The organism is Pseudomonas sp. P1_C12, assembly GCF_056406435.1.
Genome location: NZ_JBFUAE010000007.1, coordinates 174873 through 200174 on the forward strand (window position 1 = coordinate 174873; position 25302 = coordinate 200174).

Sequence of the window (25302 nt, forward strand, 5' to 3'; positions counted from 1 at the left end):
CCTTTTGTGCTCTGGAGACCTCACATGTCTGACTTCTCTGGCTTGCCGCTGGTGATCGAGCCGAGCGACTTGCTCCCTCGCCTCGACGCTCGCGAATTGATTCTGGTGGACTTGACCAGTGCCGCCCGCTACGCCGAAGGGCACATTCCCGGCGCGCACTTTGTCGATCCGAAACGCACGCAGCTCGGCCAGGCCCCCGCCCCGGGACTGATGCCCCCGCAGGCCGCACTCGAAACCTTGTTTGGTGAGCTGGGACACAACCCCGATGCGATCTATGTGGTGTATGACGACGAAGGCGGTGGTTGGGCCGGGCGCTTCATCTGGCTGCTGGATGTCATCGGCCACAGCAAGTACTACTATGTCGACGGCGGCCTGCCGGCCTGGCTGGCAGAAGGTTTGCCCATGTCGATCCAGATCCCGCCACCCGTGGGTGGCCCGGTTTCACTGACCTTGCACGATGAACCCACCGCCACCCGCGAATACCTGCAAAGCCGACTCGGCGCCGCCGACCTGGCAATCTGGGATGCTCGCGGCCCGCTGGAGTACTCCGGCGAGAAAGTCCTGGCAGCCAAGGGTGGCCACATTCCCGGCGCGGTCAATTTCGAATGGACCGCCGGCATGGATAAGGCACGTCAGCTGCGCATCCGCACCGACATGCCGCAGATCCTCGAACAACTCGGGATCAGCAAAGACAAAGAAGTGATTACCCACTGCCAGACCCACCATCGTTCTGGCTTCACCTATCTGGTGGCCAAGGCTCTCGGTTATCCGCGGGTCAAAGGCTACGCCGGCTCTTGGGGCGAATGGGGCAACCATCCCGATACCCCGGTAGAAATTTGAGATTTTTAAGGACCGTTAATGAACAAGCGTCTGTTTCTCCTCGGCCAGTACCTGCTGCCCCACAACTTGCTCTCGCGACTGGCCGGCTGCATCGCCGAATGCCGCGTGCGCTGGTTCAAGAATGCGTTCACCGCCTGGTTCGCCAAGCGTTATCAGGTGGACATGTCCCAGGCCCTGGTCGAAGACCTGACCGCCTACGAGCACTTCAACGCGTTCTTCACCCGTGCACTGAAAGACGGTGCCCGTCCGCTGGACGAAACCCCGGACGCGATCCTCAGCCCGGCTGACGGCGCGATCAGCCAGCTCGGCCCGATCGAGCACGGTCGCGTGTTCCAGGCCAAGGGTCACAGTTTCAGCGTGCTGGAACTGTTGGGTGGCGATGCGGCAAATGCTGCGCCGTTCATGGGCGGTGACTTCGCGACCATCTACCTGTCGCCGAAGGACTATCACCGCGTGCACATGCCACTGGCCGGCACCCTGCGCGAGATGGTCTACATCCCGGGTCGTCTGTTCTCGGTCAACCAGACCACCGCTGAAAACGTTCCGGAATTGTTTGCCCGCAACGAACGCGTGGCGTGCATTTTCGACACCGAGCGCGGGCCGATGGCCGTGGTGCTGGTGGGCGCAATGATCGTTGCATCGATTGAAACCGTCTGGGCCGGTCTGGTGACACCGCCCAAGCGCGAGTTGAAAACCTTCCGTTATGACGAAGCCGCACGCGCGCCGATCCACCTGGAAAAAGGCGCAGAACTGGGTCGCTTCAAGCTGGGTTCGACCGCTGTCGTGCTGTTCGGGCCGGATCAAGTGAAGTGGGCTGAAGAAATGACCGCCGGTACAGCGGTGCAGATGGGTCAGGGCATGGGCCTGCCGAAGGCCTGACCATTCCAGTAGGAGCCGGCTTGCCGGCGAATGTGCCAACGCGGTGTATCTGATACACCGCCTTCGCTGGCAAGCCAGCTCCTACGGGCTTATGCGTTTAGAGCTGCCCGTCGCGATCGCGGAAGCCCAGCAGATACAGCACGCCGTCCAGCCCAAGGGTCGAAATCGCCTGCTTGGCCGACTGTTTCACCAGCGGCTTGGCACGGAATGCCACGCCCAACCCGGCAATTGCCAGCATCGGCAGGTCGTTGGCACCGTCGCCGACCGCGATGGTCTGCTCCAAGCGCAAACCTTCCTTGTGCGCCAGTTCCTTCAGCAAATCGGCCTTGCGCTGCGCATCGACAATCGGCTCGACCGCCACGCCGGTGACTTTGCCGTCGACCACTTCCAGTTCGTTGGCAAACACGTAGTCGATACCCAGCTTGGCCTGCAATTGCTTGGCGAAGTAGGTGAAGCCGCCCGACAGAATCGCAGTCTTGTAACCCAGGCGCTTGAGTTCAGCGAACAGGGTTTCGGCGCCTTCGGTCAGGCGCAGCGAGGCACCGATGGAATCCAGCACATTGACGTCCAGACCTTTGAGCAAGGCCAGGCGCTCCTTGAAGCTGGCGCGGAAATCCAGCTCACCGGCCATCGCCCGTTCGGTGATTTCCGAAACCTTGTCACCCACACCGGCCGCCTTGGCCAGTTCATCGATCACTTCGGCTTCGATCAGCGTTGAATCCATATCGAACACCGCCAGGCGACGGTTGCGCCGGAACAGCGAATCTTCCTGGAAGGCGATGTCGACGTTCAGTTCCTGGGCAACGCTGAGGAATTCGGCACGCAGCGCCTGCGGGTCAGCCGCCTCGCCACGCACGGAGAACTCGATGCAGCCCTTGCCCTTGTCGGCCGGGGTGTCCAGCGGCATACGTCCGGACAGACGATCGATGTGATCAATGTTCAGGCCATATTTGGCGGTGATCGAACTCACGGCCTGCAACTGCCCGGCTGTCACCTTGCGGGTCAACAGGGTCACGATGTGGCGTTTTTTACCCTGGTTGCCGACCCACTGCTGGTAATCCTCTTCGGACACCGGCGTGAAACGCACCTGTTGATCGAGCTCGTACCCCTTGAACAGGATGTCCTTGAGCACGGACTTGCCTTGTTCGGTGTCGGGAATTTCAACCAGGATGCCGAACGACAAGGTGTCGTGGATCACCGCCTGACCGATGTCGAGAATGTTCACACCACCCTGGGCCAGAACGCCGGTAATGGCCGCAGTCAGACCCGGACGGTCGACTCCCGTGATGTTTATCAGGACGATTTCGCGCAAGGCGCACCCCCGCAGGTGGAAAAAAAACGCATTCTACCCACTTTCAGTGACCATCGGGCACCGTGAGCGCTTTGACGGCCTAGGGCCTGTCGCTATACTGCGCGTCAACTTCACGGACAAAAGAGCCGAGCTCAAGTGAACCGGCCCACGCCAGTAAAAACCGACAACTTCTTCCTGCTGATCTTCCGGGCACTGCGCCACCGCCGTGTACCGATTGCATTGCGCATCGCCAGCCATAACGTGATCCTGGTCGCCCTGGCCCTGGTCATCTATGCCGGTGTGATGGGCTTGCAGTTCAAGCAGGCCATGCACGAGCAGGCGGATGCGCTGGGCGAAAGCCTGACCACGCAGACGGCCACCTCGGCCACCGAGCTGTTGGTGTCCAACGACATCCTCAGCCTCAACGTGCTGCTCAACAACCTGACCAAGAACAAGCTGGTGGCGCATGCAGCCATCTACAGCATGGATAACCGCATCCTTGCCGAAGCCGGTCAGCGCCCCAAACACGGCCTGCTGGGCGAAGCCGAGGGCATCTACCAGAGCAAGATCACTTTTCAGGACGTGACGGCTGGCCAGCTGCGCATCAGCCTGGACATGGATCAGTTCCAGCAGCCGATGACCATCAGCCTGCAAAGCATGGGCATTCTGAGCGCCATCCTGCTGGCCCTGTCTTTGGCCCTGAGCCTGCGCATGGGGCGTTATCTCTCCACGCCGCTGCTGCAATTGCGGGTGTGGCTGCGCAACATCGATGAATACACCCCGGCCACCGACCGCCAGGACGAAATCGGCGACCTGGCGCGTCAGCTGCACGCCAACTTCGCCCCGGAGCCCGCCCCTGTGCCGGAACCGGAACCGGAATTCGACGACATGGATGACGAAGCCGACCCGGCCTTCGAAGTCCGCAACCTGCGCGATCCGAGTTTCGACGAGAGCAGCCCGGTAGCGGCGCTCAAGCCAGCGCCACGGCAGATCGTCAGCACCGTCGAAGACGACGATGATGAAGATGAAGACCCGTTCGCCGACCTGCGCGACGAATCGCTGGGCAGCAACCCGCAACCGGTCATTCGCCAGGCCACGCCGAGCGTGCCACAACACAGCGCGGTGCTGGCAGTGCAGCTGGGCTCCCAGGAACAACTGCGACGCCTGCCGCGGGCACGTCTTGAAGAACTGCTCGAACGCTATCGCGACTGCCTCGATCAGGCCGCGTCGCTGTATCAAGGCGAAGTGGAAACCTTGAACGATGGCAGCACCTTGATGCTGTTCCACACCGAAGACAGCGGCGACGATTACCTGACCAACGCCATTTGCTGTGGCGAGCTGCTGCGGGCTCTGGGCCACCAGTTGCAGATCGAAGTCGCGGACAGCGGCATCACCCTGCAATTGCAGCTGGGCCTGACCCTCGGTGACGAATTGTTCGGCCTGAGCCAGATCGACCTGCTGCTGACCGACCCCGCCCAGGACGCCCTGGCCCTGTCGCAACACAGCCGCAACCTGCTGCTGGTGGAGCGCAAGATCAGTGATGACGCCTTGATCCGCCAGCGCGCACGGATCCGCCCGATTGCCAGCCCTGAGGGCGCGTGCTGCGTGGAACGGTTGATGGAGCCGTATCCATCGATGCTTGAACGGCAATTGGCGCGGATGCACGAGCGTCGGGCGTAGGAGCTGCCGAAGGCTGCGATTTTTTAGCCTTTAAACCTGGAAGCCCGCAGATGAGCGATCGTCTGCGGGCTTTTTGTTGCCTGCTCTGACGCTTTCGCTGGCAAGCCAGCTCCTACAGGATCGGTGTAAGCCCACAACTTTGTGAACGACGTAAAACCTGTAGGAGCTGGCTTGCCAGCGAAGAGGCCAGCACAGGCGACAGGAATCCCTGGCCTGCAGAAACAACAAAGCCCGCACAGGGCGGGCTTTGTATGGGGAACAGCTTCAGTTCCGGGTCAGAAGCGGAACACTTCCATATCCGTCCGGACCGGCGCGGCCATCGGGATCTTAGGCTGCTTTTCCTGTTCTACCGCAGGTGCTGCCGCCTTGGCTGCCGGCTTGCGCGGGACCTCGGCGATCGGCGGCTGATTGGCCAGCGGCTTGAGCGCCACCGACAGCTGCTCGGCCAGGCGTTGCAGCAACACACCCTGAGCCTGGACCTGAGCCGCCGTACTACCGGCATGCTGCTCCTGCAAATGGATGATGCGGTTGTCGCGGACCTGCCCGCGACGGTCGATCAGGCGCCATTGCGCGTCGAGGACCGCCGGTTGTTTTTCACCCGAGTCCAGCCGCGTGATGGTCAGCAGTACCTGAACGTCCGGGGTGAAGCCCACTGTCGCCGGGGCCAGCACCACGCGCTGGCTGTCCAGGCGACCTGCGACCTGACGCAGCAGCAGCTGATCGATATCCGACGAAAGGCTGCCAGCCCAACGACCGTCGGTCGAGGCTTGCAGGCTGCCATCCAGCTGACGCTGCAACAGGGTTTCGCGTTGCAGGTAGTCGGCCACGGTGACCGGCCCCAACAATACCGCCATGCCCGCGTTCTGTGCGGGCTGAACCGGACTACCAGCGTCCAGTTGATACAACGACACCGGTTGGTGAACGCTGCAACCCGCCAGGCCAAGAACGCCGACGAGCAAAAGAATAAAAGGAAGGCGCAGAGCAGTCATCGTCCCATCCAAGTGATCGCTAAAAGGCTGATCACAGTGAAAATACTCAATAAATATGAAGAACGCGCGGCAATGCCGGCGCTTGAAAGGCCATATCATCCGTGAATATGCGTTCCGACTCCAGCGCAAAGCGCCGAACTACGGGTTAAATCGTAGATCGGCGCTTCTAAGTCGCCTAATTGAGGTTTTCGACGAGCAGCGCATCGACCCTCTGGAAGCCACGCGGCAACTTATTGCCACGACGGCCACGTTCACCCTTGTAGTGTTCGAGGTCGTCCGCTTTCAGTGACAAGGTCCGTTTCCCGGCCTGCAACACCAATGTTGCACCGTCCGGCAATACAGCGATGTCCGTCACGAACTCTTCGCGACTGGCCACTCGCTCACCGGGAATCCCGATGATCTTGTTGCCTTTGCCCTTACCTAATTGTGGCAGGTCGCTGATTTTGAAGATCAGCAGGCGACCTTCGGTCGTCACCGACGCCAGCCAGTTCTGCTCACGATCGGCCACTGGGCGCGGCAGCATGACTTTGGCGTTGTTCGGCAGGCTCAGCAGGGCCTTGCCCGCCTTGTTCTTGGCCTGCAGGTCTTCACCCTTGACCACAAAACCGTAGCCGGCGTCGGAGGCTATCACATACAGCGCATCGTCTTCCGGCATCAGCACGCATTCGAAACTCGCTCCCGGCGGTGGCGTCAGGCGACCGGTCAGCGGTTCGCCCTGGCCACGGGCCGACGGCAAGGTGTGGGCGGCCACTGAATAACTGCGGCCGGTGGAGTCGATAAACACCGCGAACTGGTTGGAGCGTCCGGCTGCCAGCGCCTTGAATCCGTCCCCGGCCTTGTAGGAAAGCCCAGTGGCGTCGATTTCGTGGCCTTTGGCGGAGCGAATCCAGCCTTTTTCCGACAAAACGACCGTCACTTTCTCGTTCGGCAGCAGATCGTGCTCGGTCAGGGCCTTGGCTTCGGCGCGCTCGACAATAGGCGACCGACGGTCATCGCCGTAGGTTTCCGCGTCCTTGATCAGTTCGCTGCGCACCAGTTTTTTCAACTTGGCTTCGCTGCTGAGCAGGGCTTGCAGCTTGGCTTGTTCCTTGAGCAGTTCATCCTGCTCGGCACGCAGCTTCATCTCTTCCAGTCGCGCCAACTGACGCAAACGGGTGTCGAGGATGTATTCGGCCTGGATTTCGCTGAGGGCGAAGCGCTCGATCAGCGCGGCTTTCGGGTGCTCCTCGGTGCGGATGATGTGGATCACTTCATCCAGGTTGAGGTAGGCAATCAACAAACCGTCCAACAGGTGCAGGCGACGCTCGACCTTGTCGAGGCGGAATTGCAGGCGGCGACGCACGGTCTGCACCCGGAACTCCAGCCATTCGACCAGCAGCGCCCGCAGGTTTTTCAGTTGCGGCTTGCCGTCCAGGCCAATGATGTTGACGTTGACCCGGTAGCTCGACTCCAGCTCGGTGCTGGCGAACAGGTGCTGCATCAGCGCATCGTGGTCGAAGTTTTTCCGCGCGCCCGGAATGATCACGATCCGGCACGGGTTTTCGTGGTCGGATTCGTCACGCAAGTCGGCAATTTGCGGCGCCTTGGACGGCTTGGCCTGCATCATCGCGGCGATCTGTTCCAGCACCTTGGCGCCCGAGACCTGGTGCGGCAGTGCGGTGACGATGATGTCGCCGTCTTCAATGTGATACACGGCACGCATGCGCACCGAACCACGACCGGTTTCGTAGATCTTCAGCAGGTCGGCGCGCGGGGTGATGATTTCCGCTTCGGTCGGGTAGTCCGGGCCCTGGATGTGTTCGCAGAGCTGTTCGACCGTGGCCTTGGGCTCATCGAGCAAACGCACGCACGCCGTGGCGACTTCCCGCAGGTTGTGCGGCGGAACGTCGGTGGCCATGCCCACGGCGATACCGGTGGTGCCGTTGAGCAGAATGTTCGGCAGACGGGCCGGCAAGACCAGCGGTTCGTCGAGGGTACCGTCGAAGTTCGGGCCCCAATCAGCCGTGCCCTGGCCCAGTTCGCTGAGCAGCACTTCGGAATAACGCGACAACCGCGCTTCGGTGTAACGCATGGCGGCGAAGGACTTGGGATCATCCGGCGCACCCCAGTTGCCCTGGCCGTCGACCAGCGTGTAGCGATAGCTGAACGGCTGGGCCATCAGCACCATGGCTTCGTAGCAGGCCGAATCGCCGTGAGGGTGGAACTTGCCGAGCACGTCACCGACGGTACGCGCCGACTTCTTGTGCTTGGAATCGGCGTCCAGCCCCAACTCGCTCATCGCATAAATAATGCGGCGCTGTACCGGTTTCAGACCGTCGCCGATATGCGGCAGGGCACGGTCCATGATCACGTACATGGAGTAGTTGAGGTAGGCATTTTCGGTGAAGTCAGCCAGCGAGCGGCGTTCTACACCGTCCAGGCTGAGATCAAGGGAGTCGCTCATGCGGGCCTCATCGGTTCGTTGTCTGGCGCAGCAGCATGGTGCCACCGCGCTGGGTAAATTCAAGTTTGCTCAGTGCGCTCATGCCGAGCAACACCTGATCGCCATGCAGCCCCGGGGCCACCAGTGCGCGTACATCCCGCAGCACGATGTCGCCCAGTTGCAGGCGTTCGATACGGGTGCGATAGCCCTGGCTCAGGCCATTGGCCGTGCTCAGGGTCACGCCGAATCCTTCTTCGAGCTTCAATCGCCTGGCCAGATCCAGAGGGATCGATACATCGGTCGCCCCGGTATCGAGCATGAAGTCCACCGGCTGACCGTTGATCTGACCGCTGGCGACAAAATGCCCCTGCACATTGCTGGCCAGTTTCACCTCAATGAAACCTTCGCCCTGCTCCGAACTGACCACCACATTCGGATTTTGCTGACGCGCTTCCCACTGGCCGAAAAACCGCGTGGCCAGAAACAGCGCCGCACACCAGGCCAGCACCATGAACACCCGGCCGATGCGCTGCCCTGGGGTTTGTTGTCTCACGGCTTGGCACTCCAGCCACCTTCCGGTGCAGCGAAGCGCCAGACCACCGGACGGACTTCGCCATCGGCACGCGCGCCAAAATTGTTGTCGACACCGACCCAGGCGCCATCGGCATCCACGATCAATGCTTCTTCCAGTCCGTAGCTCTGTGGATAACGACGGTTTTCCTGCAACAACTCGGCGGCGTACGACCAGCAGCGCTCGACCTTGGCCGTCTGCGGATCCCGGCGGCAGATCTGGTAGGCGTTGCGTTCAAGGGTGAACAGCTTGCCGTTGAACAGTGACAGGTCAGAGAAGTCCCGCGGCACGGCTTTGGCATGGGGAAACTGCTCGGGCTGCATTTCCATGCCCGCCTCGCTCAGCAGCACGCAACCACCGTCGCAATCCCACAGGGTCTGTTTGCGCTTGATCATCAGCAGTCCGCGGCCTTGCCGCTCGGCGGCGAACCACAACTGATCGCCTGCCGGATTGACCGCCAGCCCTTCGAACAACGCATTGAACTGCAACAGCAGGCCTCTGGCCCGTGCCTCGCGAACCAGCATCGGCGAGATCTTCAGCCAGGCGGCGGGCCCCGTTGGCGGCACTTGCAAGACAGCAGCATGGCCTTCGCTGACGATGTAGCGATTGCCGGCGCTGTCGCAGGTGATGCCTTCAAAGTCCAGATCACCGCCACGCACGAAAGAAGCCCCCCAGACGCGAGACTTCAGCCCCCAGGGCAAGCCGCTGTCAGGCACTGGCGGTGCGTTGATGTGCACCGTTTCAGCCTGCCAGACAGATTCGCTGGTATCCAGGCGGTAGATCTGATTATCGTCGCGGTCGGAAACCGCCCACAGATCATTGCCGCACTGCGCCAGCCCGGACAGGTTGCCGCCGCGCATGCCGTCGACGACATGTTCGGACAACAGGCGCAACTGTAGCGCCGGCTCGGCGGATACCATGTTCGACGTCAGCAGCAACCCACAGGCCAGGGCAAAGCCCAGGCGCATCAGCCCAGAACCTCGGCCAGGTTGCCCTTGGACTCCAGCCAGGTCTTACGGTCGCCGGCGCGCTTCTTCGCCAGCAGCATGTCCATCATTTCCGAGGTCGCCTCGAAATCTTCCAGGGTCAACTGCACCAGACGCCGGGTGTTCGGGTCCATGGTGGTCTCACGCAGCTGCGGCGGGTTCATTTCACCCAGGCCCTTGAATCGGGTGACCTGCGGCTTGCCGCGCTTCTTCTCGGCCACCAGGCGATCGAGGATGCCATCGCGTTCGGCTTCATCGAGGGCGTAGTAGATCTCTTTGCCCAGATCGATGCGGTACAACGGCGGCATCGCGACGTAGACGTGACCGGCATCCACCAATGGGCGGAAATGCTGGACGAACAAGGCGCACAGCAAGGTCGCGATGTGCAGACCGTCGGAGTCGGCGTCGGCGAGGATGCAGATCTTGCCGTAGCGCAGCTGGCTGATGTCCGCCGCGCCCGGATCGACACCGATGGCCACGGCAATGTTGTGCACTTCCTGGCTGGCCAGCACTTCGCTGCCGTCGACTTCCCAGGTGTTGAGGATCTTGCCGCGCAATGGCAGGATCGCCTGGAATTCCTTGTCCCGCGCTTGCTTGGCGGAACCGCCGGCGGAATCACCTTCCACCAGGAACAGTTCGGAACGCATCGGGTCTTGCCCGGCACAATCAGCCAACTTGCCTGGCAGCGCCGGGCCTTGGGTAATGCGTTTGCGCTCGACCTTCTTGCTGGCCTTGAGGCGACGGCCGGCGTTGTTGATCGCCAGTTCCGCCAGCAGCATGCCGGTTTCCGGGTTGGCATTGAGCCACAGGCTGAACGCATCCTTGACCACACCGGAGACGAACGCCGCCGCTTCACGAGAAGACAGCCGCTCCTTGGTCTGGCCGGAGAATTGCGGTTCCTGCATCTTCATCGACAGCACGAAGGCAATGCGCTCCCAGACGTCTTCCGGCGCCAGCTTCACGCCACGCGGCAGCAGGCTGCGGAATTCGCAGAATTCACGCATGGCGTCGAGCAGGCCTTGACGCAAACCGTTGACGTGGGTGCCGCCCTGGGCTGTCGGGATCAGGTTGACGTAGCTTTCCTGGACCGCGTCGCCACCTTCGGGCAGCCACAGCAGCGCCCAATCCACCGCTTCTTTATTACCGGCCAGGCTACCGCAGAACGGCTCGTCCGGCAGGCGCTCGAATTCGCTGACCGCATCCACCAGGTAGGAACGCAGGCCGTCTTCGTAATGCCATTCGACTTTCTCGCCGGTGGCCTTGTCTTCAAAACTGACCAGCAGCCCCGGGCACAACACGGCCTTGGCCTTGAGCACGTGCTTGAGGCGACTGATGGAGAATTTCGGGGAGTCGAAGTATTTCGGATCCGGTGCGAAGAACACGCTGGTGCCGGTGTTGCGCTTGCCGACCGTACCGACGATTTCCAGCTCGGTGGCCTTGTAGCCATCCTTGAAGGTCATCTGGTATTCGTTGCCGTCACGCTTGACCCGCACCCGCACTTCGGTGGACAAGGCGTTGACCACGGAAATACCCACACCGTGCAGACCGCCGGAGAACTGGTAGTTCTTGTTGGAAAACTTGCCACCGGCATGAAGCTTGGTGAGGATCAACTCGACGCCCGAAACACCTTCCTCGGGGTGAATGTCCACCGGCATGCCACGGCCGTCGTCGCTGACTTCCAGGGAATGGTCGGCATGCAGGATCACTTGCACCGATGTGGCATGCCCGGCCAAGGCTTCGTCGACACTGTTGTCGATGACTTCCTGGGCAAGGTGGTTCGGCCGACTGGTGTCGGTGTACATGCCGGGGCGCTTGCGCACCGGGTCGAGGCCCGAGAGGACTTCGATGGCGTCTGCGTTATAAGAGCTAGCGCTGGGAGTGGCCATGGGGTCTCGTCGTCAGTGTTCGGTGAAAAAAGAATTCATGGGGCTATCGCTCACAATGCGGTGAAATCGATTGCCTGATACAAATCGGCGCCAATGCCGGCAAAACTCAGCATGGCCGGCAGTTGCGTGGCAAAACCCTGGAAACTGTGGTCGCCGCCGGCCTGAATGCGCAAGGCACAGGCCCGGTAATACTGCTGGGCGAGGCGATAGTCCAGCGTTTCGTCCCCGGTCTGCAACCATACCTGATAACGCTGTGGATCCTGGGGCACCGGCACTTCCAGTTCGGCCAGGGCCGCCACGTGGTCGTGGGTCATTTCCCAGGTCTCTTCGGTATACAGGTTTTTCTGTGTCCCCAGAAAGCCGTCGAACATCCGGTGCGGGCTGACGGCAGGGTTGATCAACAGGGCTTTCAAGCCAAGGCGCTCGGCCAAGTGAGTGGCATAGTAGCCGCCGAGCGAGCTGCCGACCAGCAGTGGCCGCCCCAGCTCGGCAATCGCCTGCTCCAGTTGAGCAATAGCCTGGCGCGGGTGATGGTGCAACGCTGGAACGCGCAAGTGTTCGCTCAGGCCCAAGCGCTCCATCACGTCGATCAACTGGCAGGCCTTCTTCGACAACGGCGAGCTGTTGAAGCCGTGGACATAAAGGATCGAACCGGACATTTGAGTTCCCTGTGCGTCGGCTAAAAGAGGCGGAGTTTACGGGATTTATCAGTAGCCGTTGGAACCGTAATCCACAGTGAAATCGAACCCGGTGACCCGCTCCACCCCGGTTTCCAGCCGCCCGTCGGGCAGCAGTCGCAACCAGCGATAGCCCGGTGCCTGTTCGCCGACCTTGAAATCCTCGCTGCCCGGTTCGAACTGGATGCAAGTCGAGGGCGAGGCGATCAGACGCACGCCGTTACGTAATTGATCGATTTCCTGGTGCACATGTCCCCACAGCACGGCACGCACTTGTGGAAAACGATCCAGCACTTCAAAAAACGCCTCGGGATTGCGCAGACCGATAGGCTCCATCCACGCGCAACCAATCGAAACCGGGTGATGGTGGAAGCACACCAGATGATGACGCTCCGGCGCTTCGCTCAACGCGCGGGCGAGCAGCTGCAACTGTTCATCCTCCAAATAACCCGGCACCGAGCCTGGCACGGCCGAATCAAGCAACGTGACCCGCCAGTTGCCGATATCCACCACCGGTTCGAGCAAAGCACTCTGCACCGCGGCCTCGGCCATGATCTGCGGCTCATCGTGATTACCGGGAATCCAGCGCGCCGGCGCATCGAGCTGGCGCGTCATGTCACGAAATTGCCGGTAGGACTCCAGCGTCCCGTCCTGGGACAGATCACCCGTTGCCAGGATCAAGTCAATCTGCGGCTGTTGCGCGCGCACCAGCTCGATGACCTTCTGCAGGCTGTCGCGGGTATTCATGCCCAGCAACGCGCCGTCCGCTTCGGCAAACAGATGGCTGTCGGAGAGTTGCACCAGCAACGCCGGATCGGCGGTGGTCAATGTGGATACGCTCGGCAAGGCGTTCTCCCAGGGCGTGATCACGGGGATGGGTAAGTGCCGCAATTATGCTGGGGGACGATCGAAAGGGGAAACCTGTGAACCTGACATAGTTCACAACTGCGCTTCACAACTAACGTACTACTTCGTATTCATGCCCCAGCGCCAGGCAATGGCTCAGCCATTCGCCCAGAAACATGTTCAACTGGGCCTTTTCGTCCGGCTGGTGCATCGAGGCGTTCGGGTAAGGATAGATGCCGCGAAAGCGTCGTGCATGTTCGGCGCTGACCACTTCGGCCATGCGCGCGTCGTGATAGACCTGCACTTCCAGTTGCGGCACCGGCAGCCAGGGCAGGCTGTGTTCCTGACGCACTTGCAGGGTCGTGGTGTAAGGACAGGTCAGCAGCACTTCCAGCGCCAGTACGCCGAGCATCTGGTCGCCATGGGTCACGGCGATGCGCCGCGCGGCAGGCTCGCTGCGCATGTCCGGCAGCAGTCGCATCAGGCGTGCGTAGTTCGCCTCGCAGGACGCTTGCAGCCCCACCAGGTCCACCCGATAGCGATCGCGCAGCTTGTTTACGACCATAACCCCCTCACTTCAACGCGGTTCAAAGCCAGCCATTGCAAGGCAATGATGCTCGCCGCGTTGGCAATACGTCCATCGCGTACGGCTTGCAGGGCATCTTCGAAAGCCCAGACCGTGACGCGAATATCTTCTGCCTCTTCCTCCAGCCCATGCAGGCCGCCAACCCCGGTAGTGTCGCAACGCCCCAGGTACAGATGCACGAATTCGTTGCTGCCGCCCGGCGATGGAAAGTATTTGAGCATCGGCCAGAGCGCCCCGATTTCCAGCCCAGCTTCCTCCTGCGCTTCGCGGTGAGCAACTGCTTCCGGCACTTCATCCTTGTCGATCAGACCAGCGACCAGTTCGATCAGCCACGGATTGTCGGTCTTGCCCATGGCACCGACGCGAAACTGCTCGATCAGCACCACTTCATCGCGCTGCGGATCGTATGGCAGCATGCAGACCGCGTCATGGCGAACGAACACTTCACGATTGATCTCGCGGCTCATGCCCCCGGCGAACAATTCGTGGCGCAAGTGCACGCGTTCGAGTTTGTAGAAGCCCTCGTAGCACTTTTCGCGCCGCACGATATCAACGGCGGTCGGAATGGCGTTGGCAAAATCCGTCATGACAATCCTCTTTTACTGCAAATCCTGTTCGAGGCTGCTTTTTTTCCTGGGCCTCGACTTCGCGCCATCCTAACGCGCCCGTGACGTTTGATGCAGCCCCTTTCCCGTCAGCGGGATGGACGGTGAGGGCGAAACCCACTCTAATTAGCTTAGTGGCGAACTGACTGCTTTGTTGAGAGTCGAAGCCGGTAACTTTTTGCCTTCCCCTGTTTCAGAAAGGACGCTCATGTCGCTTTTCAAAATCGCCTCCGTGGCCGCTATCGCCCTGACCCTGGGCGCTTGCGCGAGCCTGTTCCAGCCCAACTACCGGACGCCGCTGGAAACCACCCGCGACGCCTCCGAGCAACTCAAGCCCGGTTGCAGCAACCCGGATTGCCCGCTGGTCAACATCGACACCCTGCACTTTCCGGCCGAGCCTGCACTGGACGGCATCATCGAAAAACGCCTGCTGCAAATGACCCGCACCTCGCCCGACGCGCCGGTCGCTCCGACCCTGGCGGCCTATCGCGAAGAATTTTTGCGCACCGCCGGCCCACGCAACAGCAGTTATCTGCAGGCGAAGGTACGTGAGCAGCATGACGGCTTGGTGATAGTCGAATTGTCCAGCTACCTGGACACCGGCGGTGACCACGGCACCGCAGGTCGAGGTTTCATCAACTATTCGCGCCAGCAGCATAAAGTGCTGACGTTGTCGGACATGCTGGTGCCAGGACAGGAAGACGCGTTCTGGAAAGCCGCGCAGGTGGCGCACAACAGCTGGTTGATCAGCACCAAACTCGATCAGGAACCGGAGTTCGTGAAGAGCTGGCCGTTCCAGAAAACCCGGAACGTGGCGCTGACCTACGGTGGGGTGATCCTCAAGTACGAAACCAGCACCATCGCGCCTTACGCGCTGGGCCACGTCGAACTGAAGATCCCCTACCCTCGCCTGAACGGCATCATCAAGCCCGAGCTGTTTCCCGGCCGTAACTGAAGGCCCGGCCCAGCACTAGCTGGAGCAACCCTGCCACTACCAGTGCCGGCAGGGTTGCACCGACATCCGGATACAGGTTGGCCAACAAATGATAGGTGCTGACCCCGCCCAGCCAGGCGAGCAGTGCCGGCCAGCGCAATGCGGCCGAGGCCACCTGGGCGCTACGCTTGCGCAGGATGAAGTGGTCAACCAGCACCACGCCGAACAACGGCGCAAACACCGAACCGATCAGCAGCAGGAAGTTCTGGTACTGGGCCAACGGGGCCAGCAAGGCAATCAGCGTGCAGATAACGCCGATGGCCAGGGCCAGGTGTTCGACTTTGGCGCGCAGCAGAATCCCGCTGGACACCGCCGCCGAGTGAATATCGGCAAAGGCGTTTTCCGATTCATCCAGCAGAATCAGCAGCAGCGGAATCCCCAGGCCGGCCCCGGCCAGCGCCAGTAGCAAGGCATTGACTTCACCGCTCGGCGCGAACGCCAGGGTGTAGGCCACGCCCAGGCTCATCAGCCAGAAATTACCGATGAAGAAACCGATGGCGGTGCCACCGAAGACATTTTTCGCCCGTTTGCCAAAGCGCGAGTAGTCGGCGATCAGCGGCAACCACGACAGCGGCATGGCAATGGCGATGTCGAAACCCACGGCAAACGGCATCGAACCGTCACCGGCCTGGGCCCACAACGCGGCCAGGTCGGCCTTGGCGAACAGGTTCCAGGTCAGCCAGGTGCAGGCGGCCAGCAACAGCCAGATACCCCATTTGCGCAGGATCTGCCGGACGAAAGTCAGCGGACCGCTGACCGCCAACAGAGTCGCCAGGGCGCCGAAGACTAGCGTCCAGATCAGCGGATTCGACAGCAGACTGCCTTCGCTGAAGGCCTTCGCACCCAGCAGGCTGGCGGCATCGCGCATGACGATGATTTCGAACGAACCCCAGCCGATCAATTGCAGCAGGTTCAGCACCGCCGGCAGGCTCGCGCCCTTGACGCCGAGGCTGAGCTTGAGCGCGGCCATCGACGACAGGCCGGTGTCACTACCGATCACCCCGACCGCCGCCAGCAGCAGAACGCCGACCAGGGTGCCCAGAAAAATCGCCAGCAATGAACCGGAGAGGCCCAGGCCCGGTGCCAGCAATGCACCGGTTTGCAACACCATCAGGCCGATGCCGAGGGAGAACCACAAGGAAAACAGGTCGCGGCCACCGAAGACACGTTTGTCGGTCGGCACCGCGATGTCAGGGGAATAAGTGCTGGGTTGAATGCTCAAGGGTGTTATCTCAGAGGGGCATTTGTTGTTGTGTAGATCGCTATCGCCAGCAGGCTGGCTCCCACAGGGGACATGTGAACGCCACAGATCCAATGTGGGAGCCAGCCTGCTGGCGATGGGGCCTGTGCAGGCCCCACCCTTTCAGGTCAGATCAAACTTTCTGGTAAAGCTGACTGCCTTCCTGCTTGAAGCGCTCGGCCTGTTCGGCCATGCCCTGGGCGACGTCCACGTCGACCGCTTCGATCCGTTGGTTGGCCGCATACTCGCGGACTTCCTGGGTGATTTTCATCGAGCAGAATTTCGGCCCGCACATCGAGCAGAAGTGCGCGACCTTGGCCGAATCCTTCGGCAGGGTTTCATCGTGATACGAACGGGCGGTGTCCGGATCGAGGCCCAGGTTGAACTGGTCTTCCCAACGGAATTCGAAACGCGCCTTGCTCAAGGCATTGTCGCGGATCTGTGCGCCCGGGTGCCCCTTCGCCAGATCGGCGGCATGCGCGGCGATCTTGTAGGTGATGATCCCGGTCTTCACGTCATCCTTGTTCGGCAGACCCAGGTGCTCCTTCGGCGTCACGTAGCAGAGCATGGCGCAACCGAACCAGCCGATCATCGCCGCACCGATGCCGGAGGTGATGTGGTCGTAACCCGGCGCGATGTCGGTGGTCAGCGGGCCGAGGGTGTAGAACGGCGCCTCGTCGCAGCACTCCAGCTGCTTGTCCATGTTCTCTTTGATCAACTGCATCGGCACGTGGCCCGGGCCTTCGATCATGCACTGCACGTCGTGCTTCCAGGCGATCTTGGTCAGCTCGCCGAGGGTCTCCAGTTCACCGAACTGCGCTTCGTCGTTGGCGTCGGCAATCGAGCCCGGACGCAGGCCATCGCCCAGCGAGAAGCTGACGTCGTAGGCCTTCATGATTTCGCAGATGTCTTCGAAATGGGTGTAGAGGAAGTTCTCTTTGTGGTGCGCCAGGCACCACTTGGCCATGATCGAACCGCCACGGGAGACGATGCCGGTCACGCGCTTGGCGGTCATCGGCACGTAGCGCAGCAACACGCCAGCGTGGATGGTGAAGTAGTCGACGCCCTGCTCGGCCTGTTCGATCAGCGTGTCGCGGAACAGCTCCCAGGTCAGGTCTTCGGCGACGCCATTGACCTTCTCCAGTGCCTGATAGATCGGCACGGTACCGATCGGCACCGGCGAGTTACGGATGATCCATTCGCGAGTTTCGTGAATGTGCTTGCCGGTGGACAAGTCCATGACCGTGTCCGAACCCCAGCGAATGCCCCAGGTCAGTTTCGCCACTTCTTCTTCGATGGACGAACCCAGGGCGCTGTTGCCGATGTTGCCGTTGATCTTCACCAGGAAGTTACGGCCGATGATCATCGGTTCCAGTTCGGTGTGGTTGATGTTGGCCGGAATGATCGCGCGACCGCGGGCGATCTCTTCACGGACGAATTCCGGGGTGATGATTTTCGGTACGCTGGCGCCGAAGCTGTGGCCGGCGTGTTGCTGGTCCAGCAGGCCGGCGGCGCGGGCCACTTCGAGCTTCATGTTTTCGCGGATGGCGACGTATTCCATCTCCGCGGTGATGATGCCTTTGCGGGCGTAGTGCATCTGGCTGACGTTGGCACCCGGTTTGGCGCGGCGCGGGTTGTTGACGTGGGCGAAGCGCAGCTTGGTCAGCTCCGGATCGGCAAGGCGCTCCTGGCCGAAATTCGAGCTCAGGCCGCTCAGGCGCTCGGTATCGCCGCGGGATTCGATCCACGGCGAACGCACGTCGGCCAGGCCTTTGCGCACATCGATGATGATATTGGGGTCGGTGTACGGGCCCGAAGTGTCATACACCACCACCGGTGCGTTGACCTCGCCGCCGAAGTCGGTCGGCGTCACGTCGAGGCTGATTTCGCGCATCGGCACGAGGATGTCCGGGCGAGTGCCCTGAACATAGATTTTTTGCGAGCGGGTAAACGGCTGAACCGATTGCTGATCGACCTTGGCCGAGTCACTCAGGTTGGTGGCGATTTTTGCTTTTGTAGTCATCACGGGCTCTCCAGACACACATCCAGGCAGTGGATTTTTGTCGGAGCGAACCTGTAAACGAATGGACGCACGGGCGCTGGGAAAACCAGCTGTGCTGTGCTCAGTGCTCGAGGGGTGTTCGATTGTCGAACAACATCCCGGACGAAGCACAAGAGGACTCGCCGGGTGACGAGAAATCTTGTTCCCTACGCAGGCGCTAACCTGATCAGGTTCAACGGGATCCGAAATTATTCGATCTCAGCCTCATAGCAAGGCACCCCGACAAGAACCCGGCCAGTCTAGACACAACTGGCAAAGAACGCCAACCCCACGGCAAATACCATGATGAATGGCGTAATTACACGCAGTATCAGGATTGTTGCAGCCCCAATGCACAACTACACTCGCTACGCTGAGCCGGCATTGACGCTGTCAAAGCGGGGCCTTAGCCTTGGCGCTCAAATTACCTTCGTAATATCAATTCTAGGGATCGTCTATGCTGCGCAAACTCTCACTGGCCCTTGCCGTGTCTTGTGCGTCCAACGGAATGGCCTGGGCAGCAGATGCGCCCTTATCGACCAAGACGGACCTGGTCAGCGTTTATCAGGAAGCCGTCAACAACAACGCCGATCTGGCGGCTGCCATCGCCCAATACGGCGCGCAGAAGGAAGTCGTACCCCAGGCCCGCGCCGGGCTGCTGCCGAACCTCTCGGGCGGCGCGAATATTTCCGAGGTGCGTACGGATCTCGATCAGCCGTCCGCCACGTCCAACCGCGATGCTCATTCCTACCAGGCCACTTTGGCGCAGCCGCTGTTCCGGGCTGATCGCTGGTTCCAGTTCCAGGCCGCCAAGGAAGTCAACGAACAGGCCGCCCTGCAACTCTCGGCGACCGAGCAAAACCTGATCCTGCAAACCGCTGACAGCTATTTCAACGTGCTGCGCACCCAGGACAACCTGGCCTCGACCAAGGCCGAAGAAGCGGCGTTCAAACGCCAGCTCGATCAATCCAACGAGCGTTTCGATGTTGGTCTCTCGGACAAGACCGACGTATTGAACTCACAAGCCAGCTACGACACCGCACGTGCCAACCGCATTGTTGCGCAGCGCCAGGTGGACGACGCCTTTGAAGCATTGATCACCCTGACCAATCGCCAGTACAACTCGATCTGGGGCATCAGCCATAACTTGCCGATCCTGCCGCCAGTACCGAACGACGCCAAGGCCTGGGTCGAAACGGCGGGCAGGCAGAACCTCAATCTGTTGGCCAGCAACTATGCCGTCAGCGCCGCCGAGCAGACCCTCAAGCAACGCAAGTCCGGGCACTTGCCAACGGTTGACGCGATAGCCAAGTACGAGAAAGGCGACAACGACGCACTGGGCTTCAGCAACCCGAACAACCAGCCCCTGCCGTACGGTGGCAACGTCGAGCAAACGACCGTTGGCCTGCAACTGAACATCCCGATCTACAGTGGTGGTTTGATCAACTCTCAGGTGCGTCAGTCCTATGCACAATTGGACCAGACCGAGCAGCAACGCGAATCCCTGCGCCGCAGCATCGTGGAAAACACCCGTGACCTGCACCGGGCGGTGAACACCGATGTCGAGCAGGTACAGGCGCGCAAGCAATCGATCATCTCCAACCAGAGCGCGGTGGAAGCGACTGAAATCGGCTATCAGGTGGGTACGCGAAACATCGTCGACGTGCTGGATGCGCAGCGCTCGCTCTACACCTCGGTGCGCGACTACAACAACACCCGCTACGACTACATCCTCGACAACCTGCGCTTGAAGCAACAGGCCGGTACGTTGAATCCCGGGGATCTGCAAACCCTGGCACGCTGGCTCAATCCCAACTACAACCCGGACAAGGATTTCCTGCCACCGGATCTGGCCAAGGCTGCGGCTGAGCAGTTGAAAGCGAGACCTGATCAGTAAAAGCAAAAGATCGCAGCCTGCGGCAGCTCCTACAGGATGAACATCAATCCCGTGCAGGAGCTGCCGCAGGCTGCGATCTTTTTCTGTCCGACCATTCGGTCTAACGCTCGATCAACCGCCCCAACCCGTCCAGCAACCGCTGCAATGCACCCTGATTGGCGCGCATCACGTTCAACCCGGCCTCTGCCATGCGCTGCGCATCTCGCGGCAGTTCGAACAGCCGTTGCACCGCCACCGCCAGCCCTTCGGCATCCTCCACCTCCTGCAACGCCCCGGCACTGCGCAACTGCGCGGCGATTTCGAGGAAGTTGAAAAGATGCGGCCCGCTCAATACCGGTTTAGCCAGAGCCGCCGGCTCCAGCAAGTTATGCCCGCCATTCGGCACCAGGCTGCCGCCGACGAATGCACTGTCCGCCAGGGCGTAGAGAAACAGCAACTCGCCCATGGTGTCGCCCAGCAGCACCGACGTATTCGCACTGATCGCATCGCCGCTGGAACGCCGGACCGTGGAAAAACCTTGTTGCTGGCACAACCCGTACACCGAATTGAAGCGTTCCGGATGACGCGGCACCAGAATCAGCAAGGCATCGGGGTGAGTGGCCAGCAACTGACGATGGGCCGCCAGCACCACCTCGTCTTCGCCGTCATGGGTACTGGCCGCGATCCACACCGGTCGTTCCAGCGCCTGCCATTGCCCGCGCAATTGGCTGGCGCGCTCAAGCAGTTGCGGGTCGATGGTCAGGTCGAACTTGATCGATCCGGTCACTTCGACGGTTTCCACTCGCGCGCCGAGATCGCGCAAGCGTCGGGCTTCGGCTTCGGTCTGCACCGCGAACAGGCTCATCTCGGCCAGCATCGGCTGGGTCAGCCTGGGGAACCGGCCGTATCCCCTGGCCGAACGCTCGGACAGCCGCGCATTGGCCAACGCCACGGGAATCCCGCGTTTGGCACATTGATGGATATGGTTGGGCCACAGCTCGGTTTCCATGATCACCGCCAGTTGCGGCTGGACCCGATCGAGGAAACGCCGGGCAGCGCAAGGCAGGTCATAGGGCAGATAACAGTGCTGGATGCGCGGCTCATTGGCGAACAGTGCCTGGATGCGTTCCGAACCGGTCGGGGTCATGCAGGTCACGGTGATCGGCAGATTCGGATAACGCGCCAGCAAGGCGCGGATCATCGGCGCGGCAGCAATGCTTTCGCCCACCGACACAGCGTGCACCCAGATGCCGCCCGGTTTCATCGTCGGCATCCCGTAGGAAAAGCGTTCGCCGATGCGCCTGGCATAGGCAGGCGCCTTGCGTGCGCGCAGCCAAAGCCGAATCGCTACCAATGGCAGCCCCAGATAAAACAGCGCGGTGTAGAGAGTTCTATTCATGGCGGCGGAGTTTATCGGCTTTTTTCGCCAATCGTCTGCAAGTGCACGGCAAAACGTTCGGCGAGCCAGCGCGCGGCCGGACCGAGCGGCTCATCCCGGCGCCATACCAGCTCCACCACCAGGGCCGGCGGGGTCCATTCGCTGACCAGTTCGACCATCTGATTCTGATAAGTCGGGTACTGCACCACGTGGCGTGGCAACCAGGCCCAGCCGAGGCCACGCACCAGCCATTCGGCCATCACATAGAAACTGTCGGCGCGCCAGACTTGCGGGCTGGCGGGATCACTGCCGGGATAAATGCTCGACTCCGTGGACATCAGCAACTGCCGATGTTGCGCCAATTGTTGGCTGTCCACTGCGCCTTTACGCGCCAACGGATGATCCTTTCCGCACACCGTGACCATTTCCACGCTGCCCAGCACCCGCCGTTCAAGTGCCTCGGGAATCTGATCGTGAAAGAACAGCAGCCCAAGATCGGCACGCCGCTCCACCAGCTTGCGCGCGACTTCGCCTTGGGCGGCGCTGGTCAGTTGCACTTCAAGACTGGGGAATTTGTCCGCCAGGGCCTCGAAGCTTTCGATGATCGGCTGATAAGGCATCGCTTCATCCTGCGCCACACGCAGTCGTGCCTCCTGGCCGCGCATCATCGCCAATGCCCGCCCGTTTAGCCGTTCGCACTGGCGCAACACCTCCCGCGCTTCGTCCAGCAAAGCGGTACCGGCTTCAGTGAGCTTCGGTTGACGCCCGCTGCTACGGTCGAACAGGCTGACACCCAGGTCTTCTTCCAGCAACGCTATCGAACTGCTGACCGCCGACTGCGCCTTGCGCTGATCCCGCGCCACGGCAGAAAACGAACGCTGCTCCGCTACGCTGACAAACAACTGCAGCTGCTCCAGATTCCATTGCATGCTCATGGCTCAACCCATCTTCAAAACAGATAGGTAATGACTTTACCGCATCTGGCGAATCTCTAGAATGCCGACCTCAGAGAGCAACACTTCACACGAGGATTGACCCATGACCGCTTACTACTACCTGGCCATTGCCATCTGCGCCGAAGTGATTGCCACTGTTTCGATGAAAGCCGTCAAGGGCCTCAGCACCCCACTGCCGCTGGTGCTGGTCATCCTCGGCTACGGCATTGCCTTCTGGATGCTGACCCTGGTGGTGCGCAGCGTTCCGGTGGGCGTGGCGTACGCCGTGTGGGCCGGCATGGGGATCGTGATGGTCAGCGTTGCAGCGCTGTTTATCTATGGGCAGAAGCTGGACGTGCCGGCGATGCTGGGGATGGCGTTGATTGTGCTGGGCGTCGTGGTCATCCAGCTCTTCTCCAAGACGGCCGGGCATTGATAAAAAGATCGCAGCCTGCGGCAGCTCCTACAAAGGCAGACCGAGCCCACCTGTAGGAGCTGCCGCAGGCTGCGATCCTTTTCCCGTCTCAGCTCCAATCCATGAATCTGTATACTGCGCCCTCGTCTTGAACACAGAGGTCGCTGCATGCCATCCGTTATTTCCACCGACGTTCTGATTGTCGGCGCTGGTGTCGCCGGCCTCTGGCTGAACGCGCGCCTGCGCCGCCAGGGTTTTTCGACCGTGCTGGTGGAAAGTGCCAGCCTCGGCGGCGGGCAGAGTGTGAAGTCCCAGGGCATCATCCACGGCGGCGCCAAATACGCGCTGCATGGCGCCTTGACTGGCGCCTCGGAAGCCATCGCCGACATGCCGCGCCGTTGGCGTGAAGCATTGGCAGGGAATGGCGAGCTGGATCTGTCCGGCGTGCGCCTGCTGTCCGAAGCCCACTACTTGTGGTCCCCCGGCACCCTTGCCGGCAACCTCACCAGTTTCTTTGCCAGCAAGGCCGTGCGCGGTCGCGTCGATCAGGTCAAGGGCGAGCAATTGCCGCCAGCCCTGCAAGACAAGCGCTTCAGGGGCAAGGTCTATCGCCTGGCGGAACTGGTGGTCGATGTGCCGAGCCTGATCCAGCGCCTGGCCGATCTGGCGGGAGATGGTTTGCTCGCCGGGCAGAGAATCGAGCCGTTGCTGGAAGGTGGCGTGCTGGTCGGCCTGAAGGTGGATGAGCGCGAAATCCGTGCCCAGCGCATCGTCCTGAGCGCCGGTGCCGGGACGGCGGCATTGCTTGAAGCACTGGGTCTGAGCCAGCCCGCCATGCAGCGCCGTCCGTTGCACATGATCATCGCCAAGGGGCCGAGCCTCAAACCGCTTTACGCCCATTGCCTGGGTGGCGGCACCAAACCGCGTATCACCGTGACCACGCACCCGGCGGCGGATGGCCAATGGGTCTGGTACCTGGGCGGCGATATCGCGGAATCTGAAGGCGTGGCCCGTGAGCCCGCCGAACAGATCGCCACCGCACAGAAAGAACTCGGCCAATTGCTGCCATGGATCGACCTGAGCACGGTGCAATGGGCGACCTTGCGCGTGGATCGCGCCGAACCGCTGCAATCAGGCCTGACGCGTCCCGACAACGCCTTTGTGGCCGAGGAAGGCCGCCTGCTGGTGGGCTGGCCGACCAAGCTCGCCCTGGCGCCGGACTTCGCCGACCGCGTGATCGCCAGCCTGACCCGCGACGGTATCCAGCCAAGCCACCCGGCAGCATTGCCTGAACTGCCGAAGCCGCCGATGGGCGTACCGGCCTGGGAGCAACTGCTGCCATGAGCCAACCGACCCTGCACGACCGGCATCGCCCGCTGGGCAGTACCGGCCTGATGGTTTCACCCTTGGGCCTGGGCACGGTGAAACTGGGCCGCGACCAAGGGGTGAAGTACCCCAACGGCTTCCGGATTCCCGATGACGTTGAAGCGCGCATGCTGCTCAAACTCACCCGCGACCTGGGCATCAACCTGATCGACACCGCCCCGGCCTATGGTCGCAGCGAAGAACGCCTCGGCGCGTTGCTGCGCGGTCAGCGTCAGGATTGGGTGATTGTCAGCAAGGTCGGTGAAGAGTTTGCCAACGGCCAGTCCCGTCACGATTTCAGCGCCGCACACACTCGAATGTCGGTGGAACGCAGCCTGCAACGTCTTGAAACGGACTTCATCGACCTGGTGCTGGTGCACTCCGATGGTAACGACCTGGCGATCCTCAATGACTGCGAAGTCTACGAGACCCTCGCCGCGCTCAAGGCCGAAGGCAAGATTCGCGGTTTCGGCTTTTCCGGCAAAACCGTCGACGGTGGCCTGAAGGCACTGGAGCAAGGCGACTGCGCGATGGTCACCTACAATCTGAACGAACAAAACGAGAAGGCCGTCATTGACTATGCTGCTGCACACGGCAAAGCCATTCTGGTCAAGAAAGCCCTCGCCAGTGGTCATGTCTGCCTGAGTCCGGGCGTGGATCCGGTGCGCGCCAGTTTCGAATTGTTGTTTGAACATCCGGGTGTTGCCAGTGCTATTGTCGGGACCATCAATCCGCTGCACCTCGCCCACAATGTCGCGACCGTTGCCCAGGTCCTACGTAGCCACTGACGCCGCCCACGC

General features: G+C 61.3%; 22 protein-coding genes and 1 riboswitch. Of the genes, 8 read left to right on the forward strand and 14 right to left on the reverse strand.

Features of this window, described 5'->3' with window-relative positions; all coding sequences use genetic code 11:
- The first annotated feature begins 24 nt into the window (after positions 1-24).
- Together AC1D19_RS14880 and asd are read left to right on the forward strand one after the other, a co-directional pair.
- On the forward strand, positions 25-840 hold the full coding sequence (locus AC1D19_RS14880; protein WP_477763674.1) for a rhodanese-like domain-containing protein: 816 nt from the start codon (positions 25-27) through the stop codon (positions 838-840).
- Positions 841-858: 18 nt separating this feature from the next.
- Entirely contained in the window at positions 859-1719 is an 861-nt protein-coding gene (gene asd / locus AC1D19_RS14885; RefSeq protein WP_477763675.1) for an archaetidylserine decarboxylase, read from the forward strand.
- A 97-nt stretch (positions 1720-1816) separates the two neighbouring features.
- On the opposite strand, the gene serB is transcribed toward asd, so the two are convergent.
- Positions 1817-3031 (reverse strand): phosphoserine phosphatase SerB, encoded by a 1215-nt coding sequence (gene serB, locus AC1D19_RS14890; RefSeq protein WP_108218400.1) that lies wholly within the window; start codon positions 3029-3031, stop codon positions 1817-1819.
- A 135-nt stretch (positions 3032-3166) separates the two neighbouring features.
- Here serB and AC1D19_RS14895 point away from each other — a divergent pair, with 135 nt between their 5' ends.
- Positions 3167-4690, forward strand: a complete 1524-nt coding sequence (locus AC1D19_RS14895; protein WP_477753909.1) for an AhpA/YtjB family protein — start codon at positions 3167-3169, stop codon at positions 4688-4690.
- 275 nt (positions 4691-4965) lie between these two features.
- On the opposite strand, the gene AC1D19_RS14900 is transcribed toward AC1D19_RS14895, so the two are convergent.
- The 9 genes from AC1D19_RS14900 to AC1D19_RS14940 all read right to left on the reverse strand — a co-directional run bounded on the left by AC1D19_RS14900 (position 4966) and on the right by AC1D19_RS14940 (position 14240).
- Positions 4966-5679 carry a PqiC family protein gene (locus AC1D19_RS14900; RefSeq protein WP_477763676.1) on the reverse strand — a complete coding sequence of 238 codons (714 nt, stop codon included), beginning with the start codon at positions 5677-5679 and terminating at the stop codon, positions 4966-4968.
- Between the two features lie 175 nt (positions 5680-5854).
- On the reverse strand, positions 5855-8122 hold the full coding sequence (parC, locus tag AC1D19_RS14905) for a DNA topoisomerase IV subunit A (RefSeq protein ID WP_477753911.1): 2268 nt from the start codon (positions 8120-8122) through the stop codon (positions 5855-5857).
- A 7-nt stretch (positions 8123-8129) separates the two neighbouring features.
- The gene (locus AC1D19_RS14910; protein ID WP_477763677.1) at positions 8130-8654 is read right to left on the reverse strand and encodes a retropepsin-like aspartic protease family protein; all 525 of its coding nucleotides are present in this window, start codon (positions 8652-8654) and stop codon (positions 8130-8132) included.
- Positions 8651-9640: an esterase-like activity of phytase family protein gene (locus AC1D19_RS14915; RefSeq protein WP_477763678.1), complete on the reverse strand. Its 990-nt coding sequence runs from the start codon at positions 9638-9640 to the stop codon at positions 8651-8653. The genes AC1D19_RS14910 and AC1D19_RS14915 overlap by 4 nt, the downstream gene beginning before the upstream one ends.
- Positions 9640-11544, reverse strand: a complete 1905-nt coding sequence (gene parE / locus AC1D19_RS14920; RefSeq protein ID WP_477763679.1) for a DNA topoisomerase IV subunit B — start codon at positions 11542-11544, stop codon at positions 9640-9642. The genes AC1D19_RS14915 and parE overlap by 1 nt, the downstream gene beginning before the upstream one ends.
- Positions 11545-11594: 50 nt before the next feature.
- Entirely contained in the window at positions 11595-12203 is a 609-nt protein-coding gene (locus AC1D19_RS14925) for a YqiA/YcfP family alpha/beta fold hydrolase (RefSeq protein ID WP_477763680.1), read from the reverse strand.
- A 48-nt stretch (positions 12204-12251) separates the two neighbouring features.
- Positions 12252-13067, reverse strand: a complete 816-nt coding sequence (gene cpdA, locus AC1D19_RS14930; RefSeq protein ID WP_477753916.1) for a 3',5'-cyclic-AMP phosphodiesterase — start codon at positions 13065-13067, stop codon at positions 12252-12254.
- Between the two features lie 112 nt (positions 13068-13179).
- Positions 13180-13632, reverse strand: coding sequence for a DUF1249 domain-containing protein (locus AC1D19_RS14935; protein WP_007977461.1), 453 nt, complete (start codon positions 13630-13632; stop codon positions 13180-13182).
- Positions 13623-14240, reverse strand: coding sequence for an NUDIX domain-containing protein (locus AC1D19_RS14940; protein ID WP_015093209.1), 618 nt, complete (start codon positions 14238-14240; stop codon positions 13623-13625). The genes AC1D19_RS14935 and AC1D19_RS14940 overlap by 10 nt, the downstream gene beginning before the upstream one ends.
- Before the next feature lie 226 nt (positions 14241-14466).
- On the opposite strand from AC1D19_RS14940, the gene AC1D19_RS14945 reads away from it, so the two are divergent.
- Positions 14467-15213, forward strand: a complete 747-nt coding sequence (locus AC1D19_RS14945) for an RsiV family protein (protein WP_477760288.1) — start codon at positions 14467-14469, stop codon at positions 15211-15213.
- Here the strand turns inward: AC1D19_RS14945 and cytX are convergent.
- The gene (gene cytX, locus AC1D19_RS14950; protein ID WP_477763681.1) at positions 15182-16474 is read right to left on the reverse strand and encodes a putative hydroxymethylpyrimidine transporter CytX; all 1293 of its coding nucleotides are present in this window, start codon (positions 16472-16474) and stop codon (positions 15182-15184) included. The genes AC1D19_RS14945 and cytX overlap by 32 nt on opposite strands.
- A 151-nt stretch (positions 16475-16625) precedes the next feature.
- Complete coding sequence (thiC, locus tag AC1D19_RS14955) at positions 16626-18515, reverse strand: phosphomethylpyrimidine synthase ThiC (RefSeq protein WP_477763682.1); 1890 nt, start codon at positions 18513-18515, stop codon at positions 16626-16628.
- Between the two features lie 165 nt (positions 18516-18680).
- Positions 18681-18786: riboswitch (TPP riboswitch) on the reverse strand.
- A gap of 204 nt (positions 18787-18990) precedes the next feature.
- Here thiC and AC1D19_RS14960 point away from each other — a divergent pair.
- Positions 18991-20430 (forward strand): TolC family outer membrane protein, encoded by a 1440-nt coding sequence (locus tag AC1D19_RS14960; RefSeq protein WP_477763683.1) that lies wholly within the window; start codon positions 18991-18993, stop codon positions 20428-20430.
- A 100-nt stretch (positions 20431-20530) separates the two neighbouring features.
- On the opposite strand, the gene waaA is transcribed toward AC1D19_RS14960, so the two are convergent.
- Positions 20531-21808, reverse strand: coding sequence for a lipid IV(A) 3-deoxy-D-manno-octulosonic acid transferase (gene waaA, locus AC1D19_RS14965; protein ID WP_477753921.1), 1278 nt, complete (start codon positions 21806-21808; stop codon positions 20531-20533).
- Positions 21809-21819: 11 nt separating this feature from the next.
- A complete protein-coding gene (locus AC1D19_RS14970) occupies positions 21820-22722 on the reverse strand; it encodes a LysR family transcriptional regulator (protein ID WP_477753922.1) in 903 nt (300 codons plus the stop codon).
- Between the two features lie 103 nt (positions 22723-22825).
- On the opposite strand from AC1D19_RS14970, the gene AC1D19_RS14975 reads away from it, so the two are divergent.
- The 3 genes from AC1D19_RS14975 (at position 22826) to AC1D19_RS14985 (ending at position 25290) form a co-directional block, all read left to right on the forward strand.
- On the forward strand, positions 22826-23158 hold the full coding sequence (locus AC1D19_RS14975; protein ID WP_007977444.1) for a DMT family transporter: 333 nt from the start codon (positions 22826-22828) through the stop codon (positions 23156-23158).
- 147 nt (positions 23159-23305) lie between these two features.
- A complete protein-coding gene (locus AC1D19_RS14980) occupies positions 23306-24481 on the forward strand; it encodes an NAD(P)/FAD-dependent oxidoreductase (protein WP_477763684.1) in 1176 nt (391 codons plus the stop codon).
- The gene (locus AC1D19_RS14985) at positions 24478-25290 is read left to right on the forward strand and encodes an aldo/keto reductase (RefSeq protein ID WP_477763685.1); all 813 of its coding nucleotides are present in this window, start codon (positions 24478-24480) and stop codon (positions 25288-25290) included. The genes AC1D19_RS14980 and AC1D19_RS14985 overlap by 4 nt, the downstream gene beginning before the upstream one ends.
- Positions 25291-25302 lie beyond the last annotated feature (12 nt).